Raw genomic sequence first — 20,936 nt, forward strand, 5'->3', positions numbered from 1 at the left:
CTCACCCGTTCGCCACTAATCCACCCGAAGGCTTCATCGTTCGACTTGCATGTGTTAAGCACGCCGCCAGCGTTCGTCCTGAGCCAGGATCAAACTCTCCAACAATGTCAAATTTGATCGAGGCAATATACTTGCTCTCAAAGGAACCTCAAACGAGGTTCAAATACATAAGCTCTACTGGCTTAGTTCACTAGCACACTGTTGAGTTCTCAAGCAACACACCCCGAATCGCACCGAGCAAAACCCGGCCTTATCCGAAGCAGTTATTTCTTGGCTTTTGTTCGGAGCACACCCTAACACCTGCTCGAAACTGCCGTTTCAGCGGGGGTAAGGTTACCTCTCCGGTTCGGGACCACCCACTCTACCACCATCCGGTGGGAGCTTGGTTCGTGTTCCCGGCGGCCGCTCGGTTTCCCTGGCGACGAAGAGAACATTACACGGCCCGAAACCGGCGTTTACAGGGGGGTCCCTTTTTTCGCGCCGACGCTCTGACCTGCGTCGATCTTGCGTTCACCCGGGATCGGCTCCCCGTGCGTCGCGACGACCGTCAGCACGACGAGGGCGGCGGCGAGCCCGGCGGTGATGTGGATGGGCGCCGGCGTGAACGACGCGGCGAGCACGAGCACCGCGGTCACCGGGAAGCCGATCGCGATCGGGCGGCATTCGTTGGTCGGCCCGATGTGCATCAGCCAGACGCTCAGCAGGTAGATCGCGACGGGCACGGTCGTCGCCATGGCGGCGGGCAGCGAGGCGACGTGGCCGGTGTGGGTGTCGTAGTCGACCGCGACCTCGAGACCGGCGCCGAGGGCGGCCGCCGACGCGAAGATCAGGTAGTGCCCATAGCCCCAGCTCGCGACGGTGAACAGGCTCTTCGCCTTCTCGAGCCGGGCGTGCCCGGGCTGATCGAAGTACAGCCACCACAGGGAGAAGACCAGCACGAGCCCCGCCGCGGCGAGCGAGATCAGGCTGCCGGTGTGCTTGCCTTCGTCCAGCCCCTCCTTGACCGCCGTGGTCGCGCCGAGGATGGATTCACCCAGCACGATGATCGTGAACAGGCCGTAGCGCTCGGCGATGTGGTGCGGGTGCCAGCCCGTCCAGCGTTTGCGTTCGGCGATCACCGGGACCGCGAGCTCGGCCAGCAAGAACAGGAAGAACGACGGCAGTGCCAGGAAATCCGGCAGACCGAGGCGGACGATCCACAGGATCTGGACGATCGTGATGCCGATGGCGTACCGGAGCGCGGCCGGGCGGCACCGCGGATCGGTCCTCGCGGCACGCAGCCATTGGACGACCATCGCCAGGCGCATCAGGACGTAGCCGGCCACCATGATCTTGAAATCGCCTTCGAAGGCGGACGAGACGCCGGCGGCGACGGTCAGCCCTCCCGCGATCTGCACCAGCGTCACCAGCCGGTAAGGGACGTCGTCGGTGTCGAACGACGACGCGAACCAGCTGAAGTTCAGCCAGCCCCACCAGATCGCGAAGAACACCATCCCGAAGCTGAGCACCCCGTGCCCGATGTGGTTCTCGGCGATGGCGTGGTGCAGACCGGCCGCGGCCTGCGCGACGGCGACCACGAAACACAGGTCGAACAGCAGCTCCAGTGGCGTCGCCACCCGGTGCCCTTCACCGGAATCCCGCATCGTCATGGGCCGGTACCAGACCCGCAGGCGATTCCGCCCCTCAGAACTCTCCGCCATGGGTGCTCCTCGCAATCTCGAACTCGCGAAGATCTTCGCAGCCGGAAGCGGTTCACACACTCGGAGAAACGCGCGGCGGGTGGGTCCGGGCCGGGTGCACCTCCCCAGGCGTCCCCGCGCGGACCCACCCGCGCGATTGCTTCACCGGGACTCGGCTGGTCAGTGGTGGTGAGCCGGGTGCCGCCGAACGGTCCCCCGCGGACGCCGACGGCCGTCCACCGGCTCGTGACCGTGGGTGTCCATTCCTGAAAACTCCGGACTCACCACGATCGCTCCAGCCGATCGATCCATCCCCGATCGATCGACAGAAATACCACTGTCGGTAGCCAAGACACCGCAGTGAAGGCTCCGTAAGGTGTACCCGGTTGCTCTGAGTAGCACCAGAGCTTGACTACTTCAGTCACTCGGATGGAGCATCCGGTCTTGCCGACCGTAGTCAGTGACGGGCGCGGACGACTCAGCCGCGTTGACTGTCGGCGGCAGCCTTGTCGGCTTCCTCCCGCTCAGTGAGCAAACGCCGATTCCGGCGCGCGCGAAGTTCGATCACGGCGAGTAAGAGCGCCGAGCACGTCAACGCGGCGGCGCACAGCATCGCCGCGGTCAGCGCCGACGGATAGCCACCGTTCGCGCCCAGTACCGCGTGGAAGACCGAGGCCAGGACGACCGTGCCGATCGCGGTGCCGATCCGCTGCCCGGTCTGCAACGCGCCCCCGGCCACGCCCGCCATCGACGTCGGCACGCATTCCAGGGTCAGCGTGGTGTTGGGCGAGATGACCATGCCGCCGCCGATCCCGCCGACGAGCAACGGCAGCGCGAACCACCAGCCCGCCGCGGCACCGGGATCCTGACCGGCCAGGAAGGCGACCGCGAGCATCCCGGCGATCACCATGACCAGCCCGGTGACGGTGAGCTTGCGGCCCCACTTCGGCATCAGCCGCCCCGCGATCGCCGCCGACACGGCCGAGCCGAGCGCGAAGGAGGTGACGGCGAGTCCTGATTGCAGTGGCGTGTAGCCGAGGCCCTGCTGGAAGAAGATGGCGAAGACCAGCCACATACCGGTGAACCCGCTGAAGTACAGCGCGCCGACGGCGGCACCCGTGGCGTAGCCGGGCGTGCCGGTGAACAACCGCGTGTCCAGCAGTGGCGAACGGCCGCGCCGCACCATCGAGCGTTCCCAGCGCACGAACGCGGACCCGAAGACCACCGCGACGACGAACAGCCACCACAGGCTGCTGAGCCCGCCCTGTTCGGATTCGATCAGCGGGAGCAGGACCCCGAGCACCGCGACACCCAGCAGCATGATGCCGACGAAGTCGATCTCGCCCCGCAAGCTTCTCGCCGGTCTCTCCGGCTTCGGGAGCCACCTCAAGGCCAGGGCGAACGCCAGGATCCCGATGGGCACGTTCACGTAGAAGACCCAGCGCCAGCCTTCCGGATCACCGAAGACGGCGAGGATCACGCCGCCGAGCACCGGCCCGACCGCGGTCGAGATCCCGACGGTGGCACCGAACATGCCGAACGCGCGGCCTCGCTCCGCGCCGCGGAACAGGTCCTGGATCATCCCGCTGTTCTGCGGCGTCATCATGCCCGACGCGATGCCCTGCAGAAGCCGCGCGACGATCAACGTCGTCTCGTTCGGCGCGGCGCCCGCGAACGCGCTGGTCAGCACGAACGCGGCGAGCGCGAACAGGAACATGCGGCGGCGGCCGAGCGCGTCGCCGAGCCTGCCGCCGGTGACCAGCACCAGCCCGAAGGCCAGCGCGTACCCCGAGACGACCCACTGGATCCCGCCGCTCGACGCGCCGAGGTCCTGCTGGATCGAAGGCAGCGCCGTGTTGACGATGCTGACGTCGAGCAGGCCCATGAACCCGGCGGCGAGGGAGACGGCGAGCGCCTTCCAGCGCCGTGGATCGGGTTCGTAGGTGCTCATCAGGTGCTGGCGGCGATCCCGGGGATGCCCTTGAGCTCACCGATCAGCATCGACGTCACCTTGACCGGATAGTCGTAGAGCGCGAAGACCGTCTGGTTCTTGCCGACCAGCTTGAGGTGCACCGGCGTTTCGCCCTTGTGCGCCAGCAGGGTCTGCTTCAGTTCGCTGACCACCGACTGGTCGAGCTTCTCCGCCGCGGCCAGCAGGACGAGCGGCAGGTCCTCGTCGCCGTTCCCGATCTCGGACAGGTCGAGCGGCACGAGCCCGCCGCCGAAGATGGACATCTTGTCCTCGCGCCAGTTCACCCGCCCCTTGACCAGGACCGCGTTGTCCTCGATGAGGTCGGCGGAGAACATCGCGTACGACTTCGGGAAGTACAGGACCTCCAGCGAGGCGTCCATGTCCTCGACGGTGCAGATCGCCCAGGGCTCGCCCTTCTTGTTGACCCGGCGCTCCAGCGAGGTGATCAGCCCGGAGATGATCAGCTCGCCTTCCTTGGGCGGGTCGGCGATGATCGCGGCGATCGGCCTCGGCGCGTGTTTGCGCAGGATGCGCTCGGCGCCGTCCAGCGGGTGCGCCGAGACGTACAGGCCGAGCATCTCCCGTTCGTAGGCCAGGAGCTGCTTGCGCGGGTACTCCTCCTCGCCGAACTTCAAATGCGCGAGCGGCGACGAGGACACGGCGGCTTCCGCGTCGTCGTCCCCGCCGAAACCGAAGAGGTCGAACTGGCCCATCGCCTCCTGGCGCTTGAGCGGAACCACGGCCTCGACCGCGTCCTCGTGCACCTGGATCATCGAAAGCCGGGAGTTGCCGAGCGAGTCGAAACCGCCGGCCTTGATCAGGGATTCGATGACCCGCTTGTTGCAGGCCACCAGTTCGGACTTGTCGAGGAAGTCGGTGAAGGAGGAGTACTTCCCCTTCTCGGCCCGGGTCTTGATGATCGACTCGACGACGTTCGCGCCGACGTTGCGGACGGCACCCATGCCGAAGCGGATGTCCTCCCCGACGGCCGCGAACCTCAGCGCCGACTCGTTGACGTCCGGCGGGAGCACCTTGATGCCGAGGCGACGGCACTCGGACAGGTAGACCGCGGACTTGTCCTTGTTGTCACCGACCGAGGTGAGCAGCGCGGCCATGTACTCCGGCGTGAAATTCGCCTTGAGGTACGCGGTCCAGTAGGAGATCAGGCCGTACGCGGCCGCGTGGCTCTTGTTGAACGCGTAGCCGGCGAACGGGAGGATCGTGTCCCAGAGCGCCTTCACCGCTTCCGGCGAGAACCCGCCTTCGATCAGCGGGCTGGCCTTCATCCCGGCCTCGAAGCCCTCGTACTCGAGATCGAGGACTTCCTTCTTCTTCTTACCCATGGCCCGGCGGAGCACGTCCGCGCGGCCCATCGTGTATCCGGCCACCTTCTGGCCGATGTGCATGATCTGCTCCTGATAGACGATCAGGCCGTAGGTGTCGGCCAGGATCTCCTTCAGGGGCTCCTCGAGCTGCGGGTGGATCGGCTTGACCTTCTGCCGGTTGTTCTTCCGGTCCGCGTAGTCGTTGTGCGCGTTCATGCCCATCGGGCCGGGGCGGTACAGCGCGCCCACCGCCACGATGTCGTCGAAGACCGTCGGCTGCATCCGGCGCAGCAGATCCCGCATCGGCCCGCCGTCCAGCTGGAACACGCCGAGCGTGTCTCCCCTGGCGAGCAGCTTGTACGTCTCCGGGTCTTCGACGCCGAGGGTGTCGAGGTCGATGTCGACCCCGCGGTTGGTCTTGATGTTGTCGATCGCGTCACCGATGACGGTGAGGTTCCGCAGGCCCAGGAAGTCCATCTTGAGCAGGCCGATGTTCTCGCACGACGGGTAGTCCCAGCCGGTGATGATCGAGCCGTCGTCACGCTGCCACAGCGGGATCGCGTCGGTCAGCGGGTCGCAGGACATGATGACCGCGCAGGCGTGGACGCCGGCGTTGCGGATCAGGCCTTCGAGGCCGCGGGCGGTCTCGAAGATCGTCTTGCACTCTTCGTCGGTCTCGACGAGCGCGCGGACCTCGGCGGCTTCGCCGTAGCGCTCGTGCTTGGAGTCGACGATGCCCGAGAGCGGGATGTCCTTCGCCATGATCGGCGGCGGCAGTGCCTTCGAGATCCGGTCCGCGATCGCGTAGCCGGGCTGGCCGAAGTGAACCCGGGCGGAGTCCTTGATGGCCGCCTTGGTCTTAATGGTGCCGAAGGTGATGACCTGCGCGACCTTGTCGACGCCGTACTTGTCGGTGGCGTAGCGGATCATCTCGCCGCGACGGCGGTCGTCGAAGTCGATGTCGATATCGGGCATGGACACGCGCTCGGGGTTCAGGAACCGCTCGAACAGCAGCTTCTGCGGGATCGGGTCCAGGTTGGTGATACCGAGCACGTACGCGACCAGCGAACCGGCGGCCGAACCACGGCCGGGGCCGACGCGGATGCCGACCTTACGGGCGTAGTTGATGAGGTCGGCGACGATGAGGAAGTAGGCGGGGAAGCCCTTCCCGATGATGACGTCGAGCTCGATCTCGATGCGCTCGTTGTAGTACTCGTCCGGGACGCCGTCCGGGTACCGCCACTTGAGCCCGCGCGCGACCTCTTCCCGCAGCCAGGTTCCCTGGTCGTAGCCCTCGGGGACCTCGAAGAAGGGCAGCCGGTCCTTGTGCGTGTAGACGTCCTTGTAGGACTCCACGCGCTCGGCGATCAGCAGCGTCGAGTCGGCGGCGCCGGGAACTTCCTTGTCCCAGTACTCCCGCATGTCGGCGGCCGACTTCAGGTAGTAGCCGTCACCGTCGAACTTGAACCGGTTCGGGTCGTTCAGCGTCTTGCCCGCCTGCACGCACAGCAGCGCGGAGTGGGTGTCGGCCTGGTCCTTGGTGACGTAGTGCGAGTCGTTCGTGGCCAGCGGCCGGATGTCGAGCAGCTTGCCGATCTCGAGCAGGCCCTCGCGGACCGACCGCTCGATCGGCAGGCCGTGGTCCATCAGCTCGAGGAAGAAGTTCTCGCCGCCGAAGATGTCCTTGTAGTCCGACGCGGCCTGGATCGCTTCGGTGCGCTGCCCCAGCCGGAGGCGCGTCTGTACCTCACCGGACGGGCAGCCGGTGGTCGCGATGATGCCTTCGTGGTTCTCCGAGATGAGCTCGCGGTCCATCCGGGGCTTGCGGTAGTAACCCTGCATGCTCGCGAGCGACGAGAGCTTGAACAGGTTCCGCAGCCCGGTCGCGTTCGCGGCGAGCATCGTCATGTGGGTGTACGAACCGCTACCCGAGACGTCGCCGCCTTCACCGAACTCGTCGGAGCCACGCTGGTTGGCCTGGCCCCAGAAGACCGGCTTCTTGTGGAACCGGCTCTCCGGCGCGACGTAGGCCTCGATGCCGATGATCGGCTTGAGGTCGTGCTTGACCGCCTGCTGATAGAACTCGTCCGCGCCGTACATGTTGCCGTGGTCGGTCATGCCGACCGCGGGCATGCCCAGCCGCGCCGCCTCCTTGAACAAGGGGGCGATCTTCGCCGCACCGTCGAGCATCGAGTACTCGGTGTGCACATGCAGGTGGACGAAGGAATCGTTCGACACCAGCGAAAACCTCCCCTAGGCAGACGGGTCCCTGGCTGCGTGACGCGGGCCGGTCCTCCCACCTTATGCGCCGAAGATTTCCGGCGCCCGGCCGGGCCGACCCCTGACGAGCGCTGCCGAGTCTTCTCTTCGGGCAAGATCAAATCCAGCAGCCTCGCCGTAGCCGCCGCCACCCGAACGGGGCAGTGATGCTCAGCCCAGCCGGGCGTTGACCCCCTCCCTGTCGAACCACTCCGGGTCGAACCCGTAGCCGCCGAGCTCTTCGAGCAGGCAGTCGTTCTCTTCGTCGCCCGGCTCCCTCAGCGCCTCCAGCAAGAGCTTGTACGCGTGCTCGTCTTCGCATTCCGGCGGAGGCGCCGCGCGTTCGCCGTCGAGACAGCTCGGCGCTCCGGGGAGGGCGACCACTTGCTCGACGCGGATCCAGTGCCGCCAGTGCTCCGCCTCATAGACGAGTCGATGGCCCGGTGCCGTGACGACCTGACCGAGGAGCACTTGATCGTCCAGGCGATCGCCTTCTCCGTACCGGCCGTCGGTGCTGAAGCCGCCGTACGCCGTCTCGAAACAGTGGTACTGCCGCTCGTCCCGGTCGAACGCCGTCGCCAGGACCCGGTGCACTCCGGCGAGCGTGAGATCGGAGCGGACTTCGAGCCGTCGCCAGATCGCCCTGTCCGGTCCGAGCAGGGCGACCGCGAGCCGCAGTCCGGTGACCGGTCCGGGTGGAGGCAGGACGAGCGGAAGAGGATCGACTCCCGATCGGGGGACCGGTTCGTACTCGGGGAGGCCGAGCCATCGGCGCAGCCGGTCGGCTCGTTCGGGCAAGTCCGACTTCGCGCCCAGCTCGAAGAAGTCCGGGACCCTCTCGAAAAGCCAGGCGTCGGAATCGGCCCTGACGATCAGCGCCGCCTCGACCTGGCTCCGGAACTCCTCGGGTGTCAGCGGTGCCTCGGTCACCAAGGCGTCCGACGGCTCCGCTTGGAGTTCGATCCTGCGGACGCTGTCGCCGTCGACCACCACCTCGACGCTCACCGAGCGCTTGCCCGCGGTCAGTGTGGCGGCGAGGGTGACCCTGTCCCGGTCCGGTTCGCCTCGCGCGACGCAGTCCGACAGGTCGGCAGGTTTCGGCTTCTCGGGCTTGTGCCCTCGGCTGGTGGGGCTCACTCCTCCAGTATCGGAGCGGCACCGACAGTTTCGCGGTGCCGTGAGCAGCCATGATCCAAAAATGCTTGCCGACCTGGGCGCGGATGGGCAGACTGGCCAGCCGCCAAGATCACCGAGCCGCCCCGGAGAGTTGATGATCGACCTGCAGGCCATGAACGAACGCGTGATCGCGGAGTTCCGCGCGAACGGCCGCCACGGGGAGGGTCTCCCGACGCTGTTGCTCACCACCACCGGTGCCCGCACCGGACGACGCCACGTGACGCCGATGCTGTTCCTGGCCGACGACGACCGCTACATCGTGTTCGCCGCGAACGGGGGTGCTCCCGCGCATCCGGACTGGTACCGCAACCTGGTCGCGGAGCCGTCCGTCGACGTCGAGGCGGACGGAGAGGCTTTCCCCGCCCACGCGGTCGAGGTCACTGGAGCGGCCCGGGACCGTCTGTTCGCGAAGCAGGCGAGGGCGTTCCCTCGGCTCGCCGAGCACCAGTCGATGACCAGCCGTCCGTTCCCGGTGATCGCGCTCAAGCGGGTGTGAGGTGGCCGGGGGTCGTTCAAGGGGCCGGGCCGTGAAGGGCCCCTTGCCTACCTTGACCGTAGTGATGGAGGCCTTCACTACCTTCGTGATCGCCACGGCCGCCTCACGCCTTCCCAAGTACGTGATGGCCCCCTTCCTTGCGTCTAGCGCAAGGAAGGGGGCCATCACGTACTTCAAGTGACCAGGGCGCCGGTACCGAGTCGGCTGGGGTACCGACGCCCTGCCCGACACCGCTGTGACACTGACCACCCCCGCGCGGGATTCCGGTGTCACCACTGAACTCCGGATACACGAAAGCGCCCAGCACCGCCTTCAATTCCGGTGCCGATTACCCCATCGACGCCGTCCCCGCACAGCGGATCGGGACCCTCGGCTGATCGCTTGACAAAGCGTTGAGCCGACCGCACGATCTCGTCTCATGAACCTGTCTGACAGCCAGACAGCCGGACACGGTGGTCCAAGACGCGTCAGCGCGATGGAGGCCGTTCTGGCCCACCTCCGCGGCGCCATCGAGCGCGGTGAGTACCCCGTCGGGCACAAGCTGCCGTCGGAATCCGCGCTCGGCAAGGAGTTCGAGGTCAGCCGTTCGGTCGTCCGCGAAGCGCTGCGGGGACTGCAGGCGCTCGGGCTCACCGTGTCCAAAACGGGCAAAGGGACCTTCGTGACCGCCACCGGGCCGGTCGAGAACCCCACCTTCGGGACGTACTCGGCCCGTGACCTGTTCGAGGTCCGGCGCCATGTCGAGATCCCCGTCGCCGGGTACGCGGCCGTCCGCCGCAGCACCGACGACCTCGACCTGCTCGGCCACCTCGTCGAGCGGATGGACCTCGAAACCGACAACACCGCGTGGGTGGCGCTGGACTCGCTGTTCCACATCACCATCGCCCAGTCCTCGGGCAACCCGGTGTTCGGCAAGGTCATCGAGGAGATCCGGGACGCGCTGGCCCGCCAGTCGGCATTTCTCAACCAATTGGGTGGACGTCGGACCCGCTCGAACACCGAGCACCGTGAGATCGTCACCGCCATCGCCGCCGGTTCCGAAGCGGACGCCGTCGCGGCGATGACCTCCCATCTCGAACACGTCGAGGACGCGCTCACCACCATCGTGCGGCCGAGCCACACGACGCACCAGAACAAGGACGACTGACACCGTGACCGAACAGACCCTCAGCGCGGACGACAAGTCCGCGCCGGTGCCGGCCGACGCCGGTGACGCCGGCTACGACAAGGCGCTGAAGCCCCGCCACGTCAACATGATCGCGATCGGCGGCGCCATCGGCACCGGTCTGTTCCTCGGCGCGGGCGGACGCCTCGCCCAGGCGGGCCCCGCACTCGCGATCGTCTACGCGGTCTGCGGCCTTTTCGCGTTCTTCGTGGTGCGCTCGCTCGGCGAGCTCATCCTCTACCGCCCCTCCTCCGGCGCCTTCGTTTCCTACGCCCGGGAGTTCATGGGCGAGAAGGGCGCTTTCGTCGCGGGCTGGATGCACTTCCTGAACTGGTCGACGACCGGTATCGCGGACATCACCGCGATCGCGCTCTACGCGCACTTCTGGTCCTTCTTCACGCCGATCCCGCAGTGGGTGCTGGCGCTCATCGCGCTCGCGGTGGTGCTGGCGCTGAACATGGTGTCGGTCAAGCTGTTCGGCGAGATGGAGTTCTGGTTCGCCATCATCAAGGTCGCCGCGCTGGTGACCTTCATGGGGATCGGGATCTGGCTGCTGGTCACCCAGCAGCCGATCGACGGCCAGGTGCCCGGCTTCTCGCTGATCTCCGACAACGGCGGCTTCTTCCCCGCCGGCGTGCTGCCGATGGTGCTGATCGTCCAGGGCGTCGTGTTCGCCTACGCCTCGGTCGAACTGGTCGGCGTCGCCGCCGGTGAGACGGAGAACCCGCGCAAGATCATGCCGAAGGCGATCAACTCGATCATGTGGCGGATCGGGATCTTCTACGTCGGTTCGGTGGTCCTGCTGGCGATGCTGATGCCGTGGAGTTCGTACTCGAAGACCGAGAGCCCGTTCGTCACGGTGCTCTCGCACGTCGGGGTGCCGCAGGCGGGCAACGTGATGAACCTGGTCGTGCTGACGGCGGCGCTGTCCAGCTTGAACTCGGGGCTCTACTCGACCGGCCGCATCCTGCGGTCGATGTCGCTGGCCGGATCCGCGCCGAAGTTCACCGGCGTGATGAACAAGAACCACGTGCCCTACGGCGGGATCCTGCTCACCTCCGCGGTCTGCGTGGTCGGTGTCGGCCTGAACGCCGTCGTGCCGAGCCAGGCCTTCGAGATCGTCCTGAACTTCGCGGCCGTCGGCATCCTCGGCACCTGGGCGATCATCGTGCTTTCGCATCTGCTGTTCGTGCGCAAGGCCAAACGCGGCGAGGTCGAACGCCCGTCGTACCGCCTTCCGTTCTCGCCCTACACCGAGATCGCGACGTTGCTCTTCCTCGTCGCCGTCATCGTGCTGATGGGCTTCGACGAGGTCGGCCGGATCACCCTGTTCTGCCTGCCGGTCATCGGGCTGGCGCTGGTGGGAGGGTGGTTCGGGGTCCGCAAGCGGATCAACATGGACGTCTTCGAAAAGACGAAGCTGTGATCCCCGAGATCCGCGTTCCCGCGCACGTACCGCTGGTGCACCTCCTCCGCGACGGAATGGTCGAGGGGGTGCACCACGGTTCGGCCGTGATCCTGGCGCCCGACGGCCGCGTGCTGTTCTCCGCGGGCGACATCGAGGCGGCGTTCTATCCGCGTTCGGCGGCGAAACCCTTGCAGGCCACCGCGATGGCCCGGCTCGGGGTCGACCTGAGCCCGGCGGGGTTCGCCGTCGGCGCGGCCAGCCACTCCGGCGAGGAATTCCACCTCTCGGAGGTCCTCAGGACGTTGGACGGAGCCGCGCTCACCGCCGGGGACCTGCGGACGCCGGAGGATCTGCCGTTCGATCCGGTCGAACGGGACACCTGGGTCGCCTCGGGACGGACCGCTTCGAGGCTGGCGCACAACTGTTCCGGCAAGCACGCGGCCATGCTCGCGACCTGCCGCCTGCACGACTGGTCCATTAAGGACTACCTGGACCCGGGACACCCTCTGCAGCGCGCGATCGCGGACTGCGTCGAGGACCTGACCGGGCAGCCGATCCCGAAGGTCGCCGTCGACGGTTGCGGCGCTCCCCTGTTCGCGGTCTCGCTGCGCGGGCTCGCCACGGCCGTCGGCAGGATCGCCGCCGCCGCTCCGGGTACTCCGGAAGGCCTTGTCGCCGAAGGGATCCGGAAGCATCCGGAACTGGTCGCCGGCACCCGTCGCGACGTCACCGCGCTCATGCGCGCGGTTCCCGGCCTGATCGCGAAGGACGGTTTCGAAGCCGTCCAGGTCGCCGCCCTGCCGGACGGGACGGCGATCGCGCTCAAGATCGCCGACGGCGGTGACCGCGCGCGGCGGCCGGTGCTCGCCGCCGCGCTCGCACTGTGCGGCGTCGAGCAGGACGTACTGGAGCCGACCCCCGGTTTGCGCGTGACGGACGCGCTCGCCGGACACCACCTTGCCGCCTGAGGAGCCTTCGATGCACCGCGTGGAACACGATCTACTGGGAGACAAGGAAGTTCCGGCCGACGCCTACTGGGGTGTGCACACCGCGCGCGCCAGGGAGAACTTCCCCATCACCGGCACCGCGATCTCCGCGTACCCGCATCTGATCGAGGCGCTCGCCTCGGTCAAGGAGGCCGCCGCCCGCGCCAACGCGGGTCTCGGCCTGCTGAGCCCGGATGTCGCCGACGCGATCTGCGAGGCGTGCCGTGAGATCCGGGAAGGCGCGCTGCACGAGGAGTTCGTCGTCGACGTCATCCAGGGCGGCGCGGGCACCTCGACGAACATGAACGCCAACGAGGTGATCGCGAACCGCGCGCTCGAACTGCTCGGCCACGAGAAGGGCGACTACGCCCGCGTGCACCCGAACGAGCACGTGAACCTCGGGCAGTCGACGAACGACGCCTACCCGACCGCGGTCAACGTCGCGACGATCATCGCCGTCCGCGAGCTCACCGAAGCGATGGTCGTGCTGGAGCGGGCGTTCGCCGCCAAGGCCGTCGAGTTCCACGATCTGCTGAAGATGGGCCGGACCCAGCTGCAGGACGCGGTCCCGATGACGCTCGGGCAGGAATTCGGGACCTACGCGGTCATGCTCGGCGAAGACCGGCTGCGGCTCACCGAAGCGGTGACGCTGCTGCACGAGATCAACCTCGGCGCGACCGCGATCGGCACCGGCCTCAACGCCGCGCCCGGATACGCCGAAGCCGCCGTCGTGCATCTGCGCGAGATCACCGGGCTGCCCGTCGTGACCGCCGCCGACCTCGTCGAAGCGACGCAGGACTGCGGCGCCTTCGTGCACCTTTCCGGTGTGCTCAAACGGATCGCGGTGAAACTCTCGAAGAGCTGCAACGATCTGCGGCTGCTTTCGTCGGGACCGCGGGCCGGGCTCAACGAGATCAACCTGCCGCCGGTGCAGGCCGGGTCGTCGATCATGCCGGGCAAGATCAACCCGGTGATCCCCGAGGTGGTCAACCAGGTCGCGTTCGAGGTCATCGGCAACGACGTCGCGATCACGATGGCGGCGGAAGCCGGGCAGTTGCAGCTCAACGCCTTCGAGCCGCTGATCCTGCACTCGCTCTCGGAGAGCATCACTCATCTGCGGTCGGCCTGCGTGGTGCTGGCGGAGCGGTGCGTTTCCGGGATCACCGCGAACGCCGACGTGATGCGGGGCTACGTCGAGAACTCGATCGGGCTGGTGACCGCGCTGAACCCGAGCATCGGGTACGCGGCGGCGACCGAGATCGCCAAGGAGGCGCTGGAGACCGGGCGCGGAGTGGCGGAACTCGTCGTCGAGAAGGGCCTTCTTCCCGCCGAAGAACTGGCGAAGCTGCTGAAGCCGGAGACACTCGCGCGGCTTCGCTGAGACCCGCGGGGCGGTACCGGGCGGTCCGCCCCGCGCCAGGCCTCGTGAGTGGTAATGACGGTTCTAACCGTCATTACCACTCACGAGACCCACCACCTGCGGTGATCTGGAGTACGGTCGTAAGCGGACGATGATCATCCGCACGAAAGGCGGCCCAGGCGTGCTCGACCGACTCCTCGACCGGTTCCTCGGCCTCCCCCCGGCCGAAGGCCCCGCTCCCGTGGCGACCAAGGGGATCCCCGTCCCGATGTCCGACGGCGTCCGGCTGCTGGCCGACCGCTACGCCGTTCCCGGCGGCGAGCCCCGGCCGGTGGTGCTGATCCGCACGCCGTACGGCCGCAAGGGGGTGATGGGCAAGATCTTCGGCGAGACCTTCGCCCGGCACGGCCTGCAGACGGTCCTCCAGAGCACGCGCGGAACCTTCGGCTCCGGCGGCGAGTTCCGGCCGTTCCACCTGGAGAAGGAGGACGGCCTCGACACCGTCGCCTGGCTGCGCGAGCAGCCGTGGTGCGACGGACGGGTCGCGATGGCGGGCGCGAGCTACCTCGGTCACACGCAGTGGGCCGTCGCGCCGTACCTCGACGAGCCGCTCGAAGCGCTGTGCCTCGGCGTCACCGCTTCGGAGTTCGTCTCGACGTTCTATCCGGGCGGGATCCTCGCGGTCGACAACATGGTTTCGTGGTCGGCGCTGATCGGCCGCCAGGAAGGCCGGTTCGCCGGCCTGCCGAACCCCTGGCAGACGAAGAAGACCCGCCAGGCCATGGCGCATCTCCCGGTTTCCGGCGCGGACGTCGCGGCCATCGGCAAACAGGTGCGGTTCCTGCAGGACGTCTCCGGGCACGCCGAGCCGGGCGACGACTTCTGGGCCCCGTCGGACCACAGCGCCGAGGTCGCCGCGCTGACGACGCCCGTGACGATGGTGACCGGCTGGTACGACCTGTTCATCTCCGCGCAGCTGCGAGACTTCAAGGAACTCGCCGCGGCGGGACGCGAGCCGAGGATCACCGTCGGCCCCTGGGCGCACGGCGAACCGGCCAGCCTCAAAACCCTGATCACCGACCAGATCGGCTTCCTCTCCGCCCACCTTCACGGCGACGGCGCGCCGCTGCGCCAAGCCCCGGTGCGCCTGTACCTCCAGGGTGCCGGACGCTGGCTGGACTTCGAAAGCTGGCCGCCGGAGTCCGGCGCCACCCCGTATTTCCTGCGTCCCGGCGGGCTTTCCACCGCCGGACCGCTGGAGGCGAAGCCCGGGACGTTCACCTTCGACCCGGCCGATCCGACGCCGTCCGTGGGCGGGCCCCTGCTTTCGGGCACGCAGAAACAGCGCGACAACAAGGCCGTCGAGGAGCGCCGGGACGTGCTGCTCTTCACCGGCGACGTGCTGGAGCGAGACCTCGACGTCATCGGTGAGGTCTCCGCGCTGGTGCACGTCCGGACCGACCTCGGGCACGGCGACGTCTTCGTCCGGCTGTGCGATGTGGACGGTCGCGGCGTCTCCCGCAACGTCACCGACGGCATCCTCCGGCTGCGCCCCGGCAGTCCCGGGTCCGATGAGGACGGTGTGGTCGCGGCGGAGGTCCGGCTCGATCCGACGGCCTACCGGTTCCGGCGCGGACACCGGCTGCGGCTGCAGGTCGCGGGCGGAGCGTTCCCCCGCTTCGCCCGCAACCACGGCACCGGTGAGCCCGTTTTCAGCGCGGTGGACGGGAAACCCTCGCGGTTCGAGATCTTCCACGACCCCGCGCACCCGTCCGCGATCACGCTGCCGGTGTTCCCGGGTTAGCCCGGGACCACCCGGTGATGGGTGGTCAGCCTGCCGTCGTCGTGCAGCACGTGGAACAGCAGCGACGGCGGCAGGTCGTAGTCGATCGGCCCGCCTTCTCCCCACGGCCGGAGCCCGTTCTCCTCCCACGGGAGCAGGATGCTCGACCCGACCGAGGGCGCCGACCGCAGCGGCAGTCCGGCGAACGTCGTCGACGACGAGGCGTGGACGTGCCCGCAGAGCAGGGCCACCACGCGCGGGTGGCGGGCGAGTACCTCGGCCAGCCCGTCCTCGCCGAACTGGCGCATCGCGTCCACCAACGGCAGGCCGAGCGCGACCGGCGGATGGTGGAAGGCGATGAAGGCGGGGCCGTCACCGTCGGCCAGGACGCCGTCCAGCCAGGCCAGGGTCTCGTCGTCGAACCGCCCGTCCGGCTTGCCGGGGATGCTCGAGTCCGCCATCACGAACGTGACGTCGCCGACGGTGTGCGCCTCGTTGACCGGCGCGTCGTCCGGCGCCTGGCCGAGCAGACCTTCGCGGAACGGGCCGCGCTTGTCGTGGTTTCCGGGGCAGGTGAACAACGGGACGTCGGTCTTGAACAGTTCGGCCGCGCGCCGGTACTCCTCGAGCGTGCCGTGGTCGGCGATGTCGCCGGTCACCAGGATCGCGTCGACCGGCTTCGCCAGGTTCTCCAGGTACCGCATGACCCGCGCGGTGCGTTCGTCGGCGCGTTCCCCGCCGTCGAGATGGTTGTCGCTCAGATGTGCCGTCACGAACATCGTTTCACCCCATGTTCTCCAGATATGCCAACGTCTTCACCCAGTTCCGCACGAGCAGCTCCGCTGCCGTCGCGTGGTCGGAGACGCGGATCGCCCCGGCGATCCGGCGGTGCTCGTCGATGCTCTCCAGCGAGCGTTCGGTGCCACCGAAATACGAGGTGTCGTAGCGTTTCAGGAGCGGCTTGGTCTGCTCGATCAAGCGCAGCAGATGCGGATTCGTGCACCGCGAGACCAGCAGCGCGTGCCAGCGATCGTCCAGTTCGGACAGATCACCCCGGCGGCCGAGTTCGGCGGTCATCTCGTCGGCGATCCGGTCGAGGCCGCCGGTGAGCCCGGCGAGGTCCTGCGGCGAGCTCCAGCGCAACGCGAGCGCTTCCAGTTCCGCGACGAGCGGGTACAGCCGCCGGGCCTCTTCGGGGTCGAACGGCGGCACCAGGAAACCGCGGCCCGGCGCCGAGACCAGCAGGCCACGATCGGCCAGCCCGATCAGTGCCTCGCGCAGCGGTGTCCGGCTGACCCCCAGCTCGCGGGCGAGGTGCACCTCGTTGATCCGGCTGTCCGCGGCGAGCCGGCCGTCGAGTACCCGGGCGGTGATCTCCTCCGCGAGGTCGCTCCGGAGCAGGTTCCTCGTCATGCGGGCAGTATTGCATGCACTTCGGCCGTACTGTATTCAGTTAGGCATGACGGACTTCGATGTAAACCGCGCTCGCGCCGAGACGCCGGGCTGCGCGGAGGTGGTCCACCTCAACAACGCCGGATCGTCGCTGCCGCCCGCACGGGTGACCGACACCGTCGTCGGCTACCTGCGCGAAGAGGCCCTGGTCGGCGGATACGAGCAGGCCGCGGCCACCCTGGAGCGGATGGACGGCGTCTACGCCTCGGCCGCGCGGCTCGTCGGCGCCGAACCCGACGACATCGCCCTGACCGACAACGCGACCCGGTCCTGGCAGGCCGTCTTCTACGCGCTGCCGTTCGCCGCGGGAGACAGGATCCTGACGGCGAAGTCCGAGTACGCGAGCAACGTCATCTCCTACCTGCAGCTCGCGAAGCGCACCGGCGCCGTCGTCGAGGTGGTCGAGAACGACGAGTCCGGGCAGCTGGACATCGAGGACCTGAAGCGCCGCGTCGACGGCGACGTCAAGCTGATCGCCGTCTCCCACGTGCCGACCCAGGGCGGACTGGTCAACCCCGCCGAGGAGATCGGCGCGGTCGCGCGCGAGGCCGAGATCCCGTTCCTGCTGGACGCGTGCCAGAGCGCCGGCCAGATCGACCTCGACGTCGCGCGCCTGAACTGCGACGCGCTCAGCGTGACCGGCCGCAAGTACCTGCGCGGGCCGCGCGGCACCGGCTTCCTCTACGCGCACCCTCGGCTGCGCGAGCGCGTGGAGCCCGCGATGCTCGACCTTCACTCGGCCGCGTGGACCGCGCCCGAGAGCTACGAAGTCGATTCGACGGCGAAGATGTTCGAGGTCTGGGAACGCGATCACGCCGCGGTGCACGGCCTCGGCGCGGCGATCGACTACGCCCTCGAGTGGGGCATGCCCGCCATCGAAGCCCGCGTCGCCGCGCTCGCGGCGACCCTGCGCGACGCGCTCCGCGAGATCCCGGGCGTCCTCGTCCACGACCAGGGCACGCGGCAGTGCGGAATCGTCACGTTCAGCGTCGCGAAAACGCCGTCACCGGAAGTGAAACAGCGCCTGGCATCGGCGAAGATCAACGTCAGCGTCGTGGAGGCCTCGTCCGCCCAGTTCGACTTCGTCGCACGAGACCTGCCGTCGATGGTCCGGTCTTCGGTGCACTACTTCAACACCGAAGACGAGATCGCGCTCCTCGTGGACGAAGTCGGGAAGCTGGCCTAGCGCCGGGAAAGCACCGAATCGGACGGCGGGGCGTACGGCAGCCCCGTCGTCTTCGCGCGCATGCCGATCACCAACGCCTCCCCCAGCAGGCTGACGCCGATCGACAGCGTGATCGGCCTGGCGTCGGGATGCGCCCCCGACATCGCGGCCAGGAAACCGATCCCGAAGTTCACCGCCATCGACAGCACCCAGACCCCGAACGTCCAGCCGGTGTAGCGCAGCCAAAGCACGCCATCGCGCTCGAACAGCTTCGTGGTGGCGGCGCGCACCGCGCCGAGGCCGCAGCCGACCAAGGCACCCAACACGAGCCAGAGACCGTCCGTGAACGTGAAGACGTCGAGTTTCGTCAGGCCGTAGACCCCGATCCCGATCAGGATCACCGGCGCCCCGAACACGTCGCGCGCGACCAGCGGCTCCCCTCGCAGCCTTCGCACGACGATCGCGATCACCACGGCGATCGCCAGCGCGACCAGTAACCAGGTCCTCATGAACTCCCCCTTTGTAGCATGACTGTGCCAAATAAAATAGCAAGGTCGTGCTATAAAGGCAACATGCCCAAGATCGTCGACCCCGAGGCCCGGCGCCTGGAGATAGCCGAAGCTGTCTTCCGCGTGATCCAGCGGGACGGTCTCGCGCAGGCTTCGCTCAGGAGCGTGGCCGACGAGGCCGGGCTGGCGATCGGTTCGGTGCGGCACTACTTCAAGGGGCACGACGAGCTGATCGTGTTCGCCATGCGCGCGCTCGGCGACCGGGTGATCGCGAGACTGCTCGCGCACCTCCCGGAACTCGACCCCGCGACGCCACGCTCACGACGGCTGGAACTCACCGAAGCGCTGCTCGGCGAACTGCTCCCGCTCACCGAGCAGACCCGGGCCGAAACCGACGTCTGGCTGGCGTTCACGGCCGCCGCGAAGAACCGCCCGGACCTCGCCGAGGAGGCCACTCGCACGTATGAAGGGGTCCGCGCCCTGGTCCGGCGGGTCCTCGACGGCGCGCACGGAACGGGCGGCCTGCTCGACGGCCTCGACCTGGCCGTCGAGACCGAACGGCTGGCCGCGCTGCTGGACGGTCTAGCCCTGTCCGCGGGCCGGACTTCGCCGGAGATGATGCGGACAGTGCTCCGGCGGCATCTGGAGAGCCTGCGGCGACCCGGCCCGGAAGATGGCACGGTGGCGGGATGAGCACGTTCTACGAAGTCGCGGCCCGGGATCCCGGCCGCGTCGCGGTGATCGACGTCGACGGGCGGGAGACCACCTTCGGCGAACTGTCTGCGCGAGCGAACCAGCTGACCCACGCCTTACGGGCGCTCGGTCTCGGCGAAGGCGACGGCGTCGTCGCGATCATCCACAACGGACTCGCCTACTACGAACTGCTGCTGGCGACGCTGCAGGCGGGGATCTACTTGACCCCGGTCAACCACCGGTCCTCACCGGGCGAGATCGCCTACATCGCGGCCAACAGCGGCGCCGAAGTGGCCGTCGCGGACGCGGACGTCGCGGCCACGTGCACCGCGGAACTGGAGGGCCTGCACCGGTTTTCGCGCGGCGGAACGCCCGGCTGGGCGGACTACGCGACCTGGGGCGCGGACCTGCCCACCACCGAGCCCGCGCACCGGACCGCCGGGCAGACGATGCTCTACACCTCCGGCACGACGGGGCGGCCCAAAGGCGTCCGGCGCGCCCTGTCCGGGCGGCCGCCCGCGCTGCACCCGATCCACGCGCACGTCCTCGAACGCCTGGACGTCCTGCCGGGGCACGGTGTGCACCTCGTCGCCTGCCCGCTCTATCACGCGGCGCCGGGCATGTTCTCGACCGCGAGCCTGCATCTCGGGCACACGCTCGTGCTGATGGACCGGTTCGACGCCGGGGAAACGTTGCGGCTCATCGAAAAGCACCGCGTCACGAGTACGCATCTGGTGCCGACGATGTTCCACCGCATGCTGCGGCTGCCCGAGGACGTCCGCGCGCGCCACGACCTCTCGAGCCTGATCTCGGTGATCCACGGTGCCGCGCCATGCCCGCGTGAGGTCAAGGAGCGCATGCTCGCCTGGCTCGGGCCGGTGGTCCACGAGTACTACGGCGCGTCCGAGGGGCTGATCACGGCGGTGCACGCTCGCGAATGGCTCGCCGAACCGGGCACGGTCGGCAAGCCGCTGGACGGCGTGCTGGTGAAGGTCCTCGACGACGACGGCCGGGAACTCCCCGACGGCGAGACCGGGACGCTCTACTTCAGTTCCGCGCACACGAAATTCGACTATCACGATGATCCGGACAAGACCGCCGCCGCGCGCTCCGGGGAGTTCGTCACCGTCGGCGACGTCGGCTATCTCGACGCCGGGGGCCGGGTCTTCCTGTGCGACCGGCGGACGGATCTCATCCTGTCCGGCGGGGTGAACATCTACCCGGCCGAGATCGAGGCGCGGCTACTGAGCCATCCCGACGTCGCCGACGTCGCGGTGATCGGGGAGCCGGATCCCGAGTGGGGGCAACGGGTCGTCGCCGTCGTCCAACCGGTCGAGGGTGTCGCCGGGGACCCCGCGCTGGCGAAGCGGCTCGAGGAACACTGCCGGGCCGGACTCGCCGGATTCAAGACGCCGCGCCGGTTCGACTTCCGGGAGCGGCTGCCGCGGACGGAGAGCGGCAAAATGCTGCGGCGGACGCTTCGGGCGACCTGAACAGCCCTTTCGGGC

General features: G+C 68.2%; 16 protein-coding genes and 1 rRNA gene. 9 read left to right on the plus strand and 8 right to left on the minus strand.

Annotated elements, in window-relative coordinates:
• The 5 genes from ACLJPX_RS40610 to ACLJPX_RS40630 all read right to left on the minus strand — a co-directional run.
• Positions 1 to 105, minus strand: a 16S ribosomal RNA gene (locus ACLJPX_RS40610); the annotation flags it as partial.
• 350 nt (positions 106 to 455) lie between these two features.
• Positions 456 to 1,700, minus strand: a complete 1,245-nt coding sequence (locus tag ACLJPX_RS40615; RefSeq protein ID WP_410605535.1) for a low temperature requirement protein A — start codon at positions 1,698 to 1,700, stop codon at positions 456 to 458.
• A 457-nt stretch (positions 1,701 to 2,157) separates the two neighbouring features.
• On the minus strand, positions 2,158 to 3,630 hold the full coding sequence (locus ACLJPX_RS40620; protein WP_410605536.1) for an MFS transporter: 1,473 nt from the start codon (positions 3,628 to 3,630) through the stop codon (positions 2,158 to 2,160).
• A complete protein-coding gene (gene dnaE / locus ACLJPX_RS40625; protein WP_410605537.1) occupies positions 3,630 to 7,214 on the minus strand; it encodes a DNA polymerase III subunit alpha in 3,585 nt (1,194 codons plus the stop codon). The genes ACLJPX_RS40620 and dnaE overlap by 1 nt, the downstream gene beginning before the upstream one ends.
• A gap of 192 nt (positions 7,215 to 7,406) precedes the next feature.
• Positions 7,407 to 8,372 (minus strand): plasmid pRiA4b ORF-3 family protein, encoded by a 966-nt coding sequence (locus tag ACLJPX_RS40630; RefSeq protein ID WP_410605538.1) that lies wholly within the window; start codon positions 8,370 to 8,372, stop codon positions 7,407 to 7,409.
• 133 nt (positions 8,373 to 8,505) lie between these two features.
• Here ACLJPX_RS40630 and ACLJPX_RS40635 point away from each other — a divergent pair, with 133 nt between their 5' ends.
• The 6 genes from ACLJPX_RS40635 to ACLJPX_RS40660 all read left to right on the plus strand — a co-directional run bounded on the left by ACLJPX_RS40635 (position 8,506) and on the right by ACLJPX_RS40660 (position 15,630).
• A complete protein-coding gene (locus ACLJPX_RS40635) occupies positions 8,506 to 8,907 on the plus strand; it encodes a nitroreductase/quinone reductase family protein (RefSeq protein ID WP_410605539.1) in 402 nt (133 codons plus the stop codon).
• 475 nt (positions 8,908 to 9,382) lie between these two features.
• Positions 9,383 to 10,054: a FadR/GntR family transcriptional regulator gene (locus ACLJPX_RS40640; RefSeq protein WP_101609539.1), complete on the plus strand. Its 672-nt coding sequence runs from the start codon at positions 9,383 to 9,385 to the stop codon at positions 10,052 to 10,054.
• Between the two features lie 4 nt (positions 10,055 to 10,058).
• The gene (locus ACLJPX_RS40645; RefSeq protein WP_101609540.1) at positions 10,059 to 11,498 is read left to right on the plus strand and encodes an amino acid permease; all 1,440 of its coding nucleotides are present in this window, start codon (positions 10,059 to 10,061) and stop codon (positions 11,496 to 11,498) included.
• Positions 11,495 to 12,448: an asparaginase gene (locus ACLJPX_RS40650; protein WP_410605540.1), complete on the plus strand. Its 954-nt coding sequence runs from the start codon at positions 11,495 to 11,497 to the stop codon at positions 12,446 to 12,448. The genes ACLJPX_RS40645 and ACLJPX_RS40650 overlap by 4 nt, the downstream gene beginning before the upstream one ends.
• A gap of 10 nt (positions 12,449 to 12,458) precedes the next feature.
• The gene (gene aspA, locus ACLJPX_RS40655; protein WP_410605541.1) at positions 12,459 to 13,847 is read left to right on the plus strand and encodes an aspartate ammonia-lyase; all 1,389 of its coding nucleotides are present in this window, start codon (positions 12,459 to 12,461) and stop codon (positions 13,845 to 13,847) included.
• Positions 13,848 to 14,007: 160 nt separating this feature from the next.
• The gene (locus ACLJPX_RS40660) at positions 14,008 to 15,630 is read left to right on the plus strand and encodes a CocE/NonD family hydrolase (RefSeq protein ID WP_410605542.1); all 1,623 of its coding nucleotides are present in this window, start codon (positions 14,008 to 14,010) and stop codon (positions 15,628 to 15,630) included.
• On the opposite strand, the gene ACLJPX_RS40665 is transcribed toward ACLJPX_RS40660, so the two are convergent.
• Together ACLJPX_RS40665 and ACLJPX_RS40670 are read right to left on the minus strand one after the other, a co-directional pair.
• Positions 15,627 to 16,388, minus strand: a complete 762-nt coding sequence (locus tag ACLJPX_RS40665; protein WP_410605543.1) for a metallophosphoesterase — start codon at positions 16,386 to 16,388, stop codon at positions 15,627 to 15,629. The two genes, ACLJPX_RS40660 and ACLJPX_RS40665, sit on opposite strands and share 4 nt — an antisense overlap.
• Before the next feature lie 4 nt (positions 16,389 to 16,392).
• Positions 16,393 to 17,022 carry a GntR family transcriptional regulator gene (locus ACLJPX_RS40670; RefSeq protein ID WP_101609544.1) on the minus strand — a complete coding sequence of 210 codons (630 nt, stop codon included), beginning with the start codon at positions 17,020 to 17,022 and terminating at the stop codon, positions 16,393 to 16,395.
• 46 nt (positions 17,023 to 17,068) lie between these two features.
• On the opposite strand from ACLJPX_RS40670, the gene ACLJPX_RS40675 reads away from it, so the two are divergent.
• Positions 17,069 to 18,247 (plus strand): aminotransferase class V-fold PLP-dependent enzyme, encoded by a 1,179-nt coding sequence (locus ACLJPX_RS40675; protein WP_410605544.1) that lies wholly within the window; start codon positions 17,069 to 17,071, stop codon positions 18,245 to 18,247.
• On the opposite strand, the gene ACLJPX_RS40680 is transcribed toward ACLJPX_RS40675, so the two are convergent.
• Positions 18,244 to 18,735, minus strand: a complete 492-nt coding sequence (locus ACLJPX_RS40680) for a DUF1453 domain-containing protein (protein ID WP_410605545.1) — start codon at positions 18,733 to 18,735, stop codon at positions 18,244 to 18,246. The two genes, ACLJPX_RS40675 and ACLJPX_RS40680, sit on opposite strands and share 4 nt — an antisense overlap.
• A gap of 63 nt (positions 18,736 to 18,798) precedes the next feature.
• On the opposite strand from ACLJPX_RS40680, the gene ACLJPX_RS40685 reads away from it, so the two are divergent.
• Positions 18,799 to 19,428: a TetR/AcrR family transcriptional regulator gene (locus ACLJPX_RS40685; RefSeq protein WP_410605546.1), complete on the plus strand. Its 630-nt coding sequence runs from the start codon at positions 18,799 to 18,801 to the stop codon at positions 19,426 to 19,428.
• Positions 19,425 to 20,921 carry an AMP-binding protein gene (locus ACLJPX_RS40690; RefSeq protein WP_410605547.1) on the plus strand — a complete coding sequence of 499 codons (1,497 nt, stop codon included), beginning with the start codon at positions 19,425 to 19,427 and terminating at the stop codon, positions 20,919 to 20,921. The genes ACLJPX_RS40685 and ACLJPX_RS40690 overlap by 4 nt, the downstream gene beginning before the upstream one ends.
• Positions 20,922 to 20,936: the final 15 nt, after the last annotated feature.

This window comes from Amycolatopsis sp. lyj-90, from assembly GCF_046549035.1.
GTDB lineage: Bacteria > Actinomycetota > Actinomycetes > Mycobacteriales > Pseudonocardiaceae > Amycolatopsis.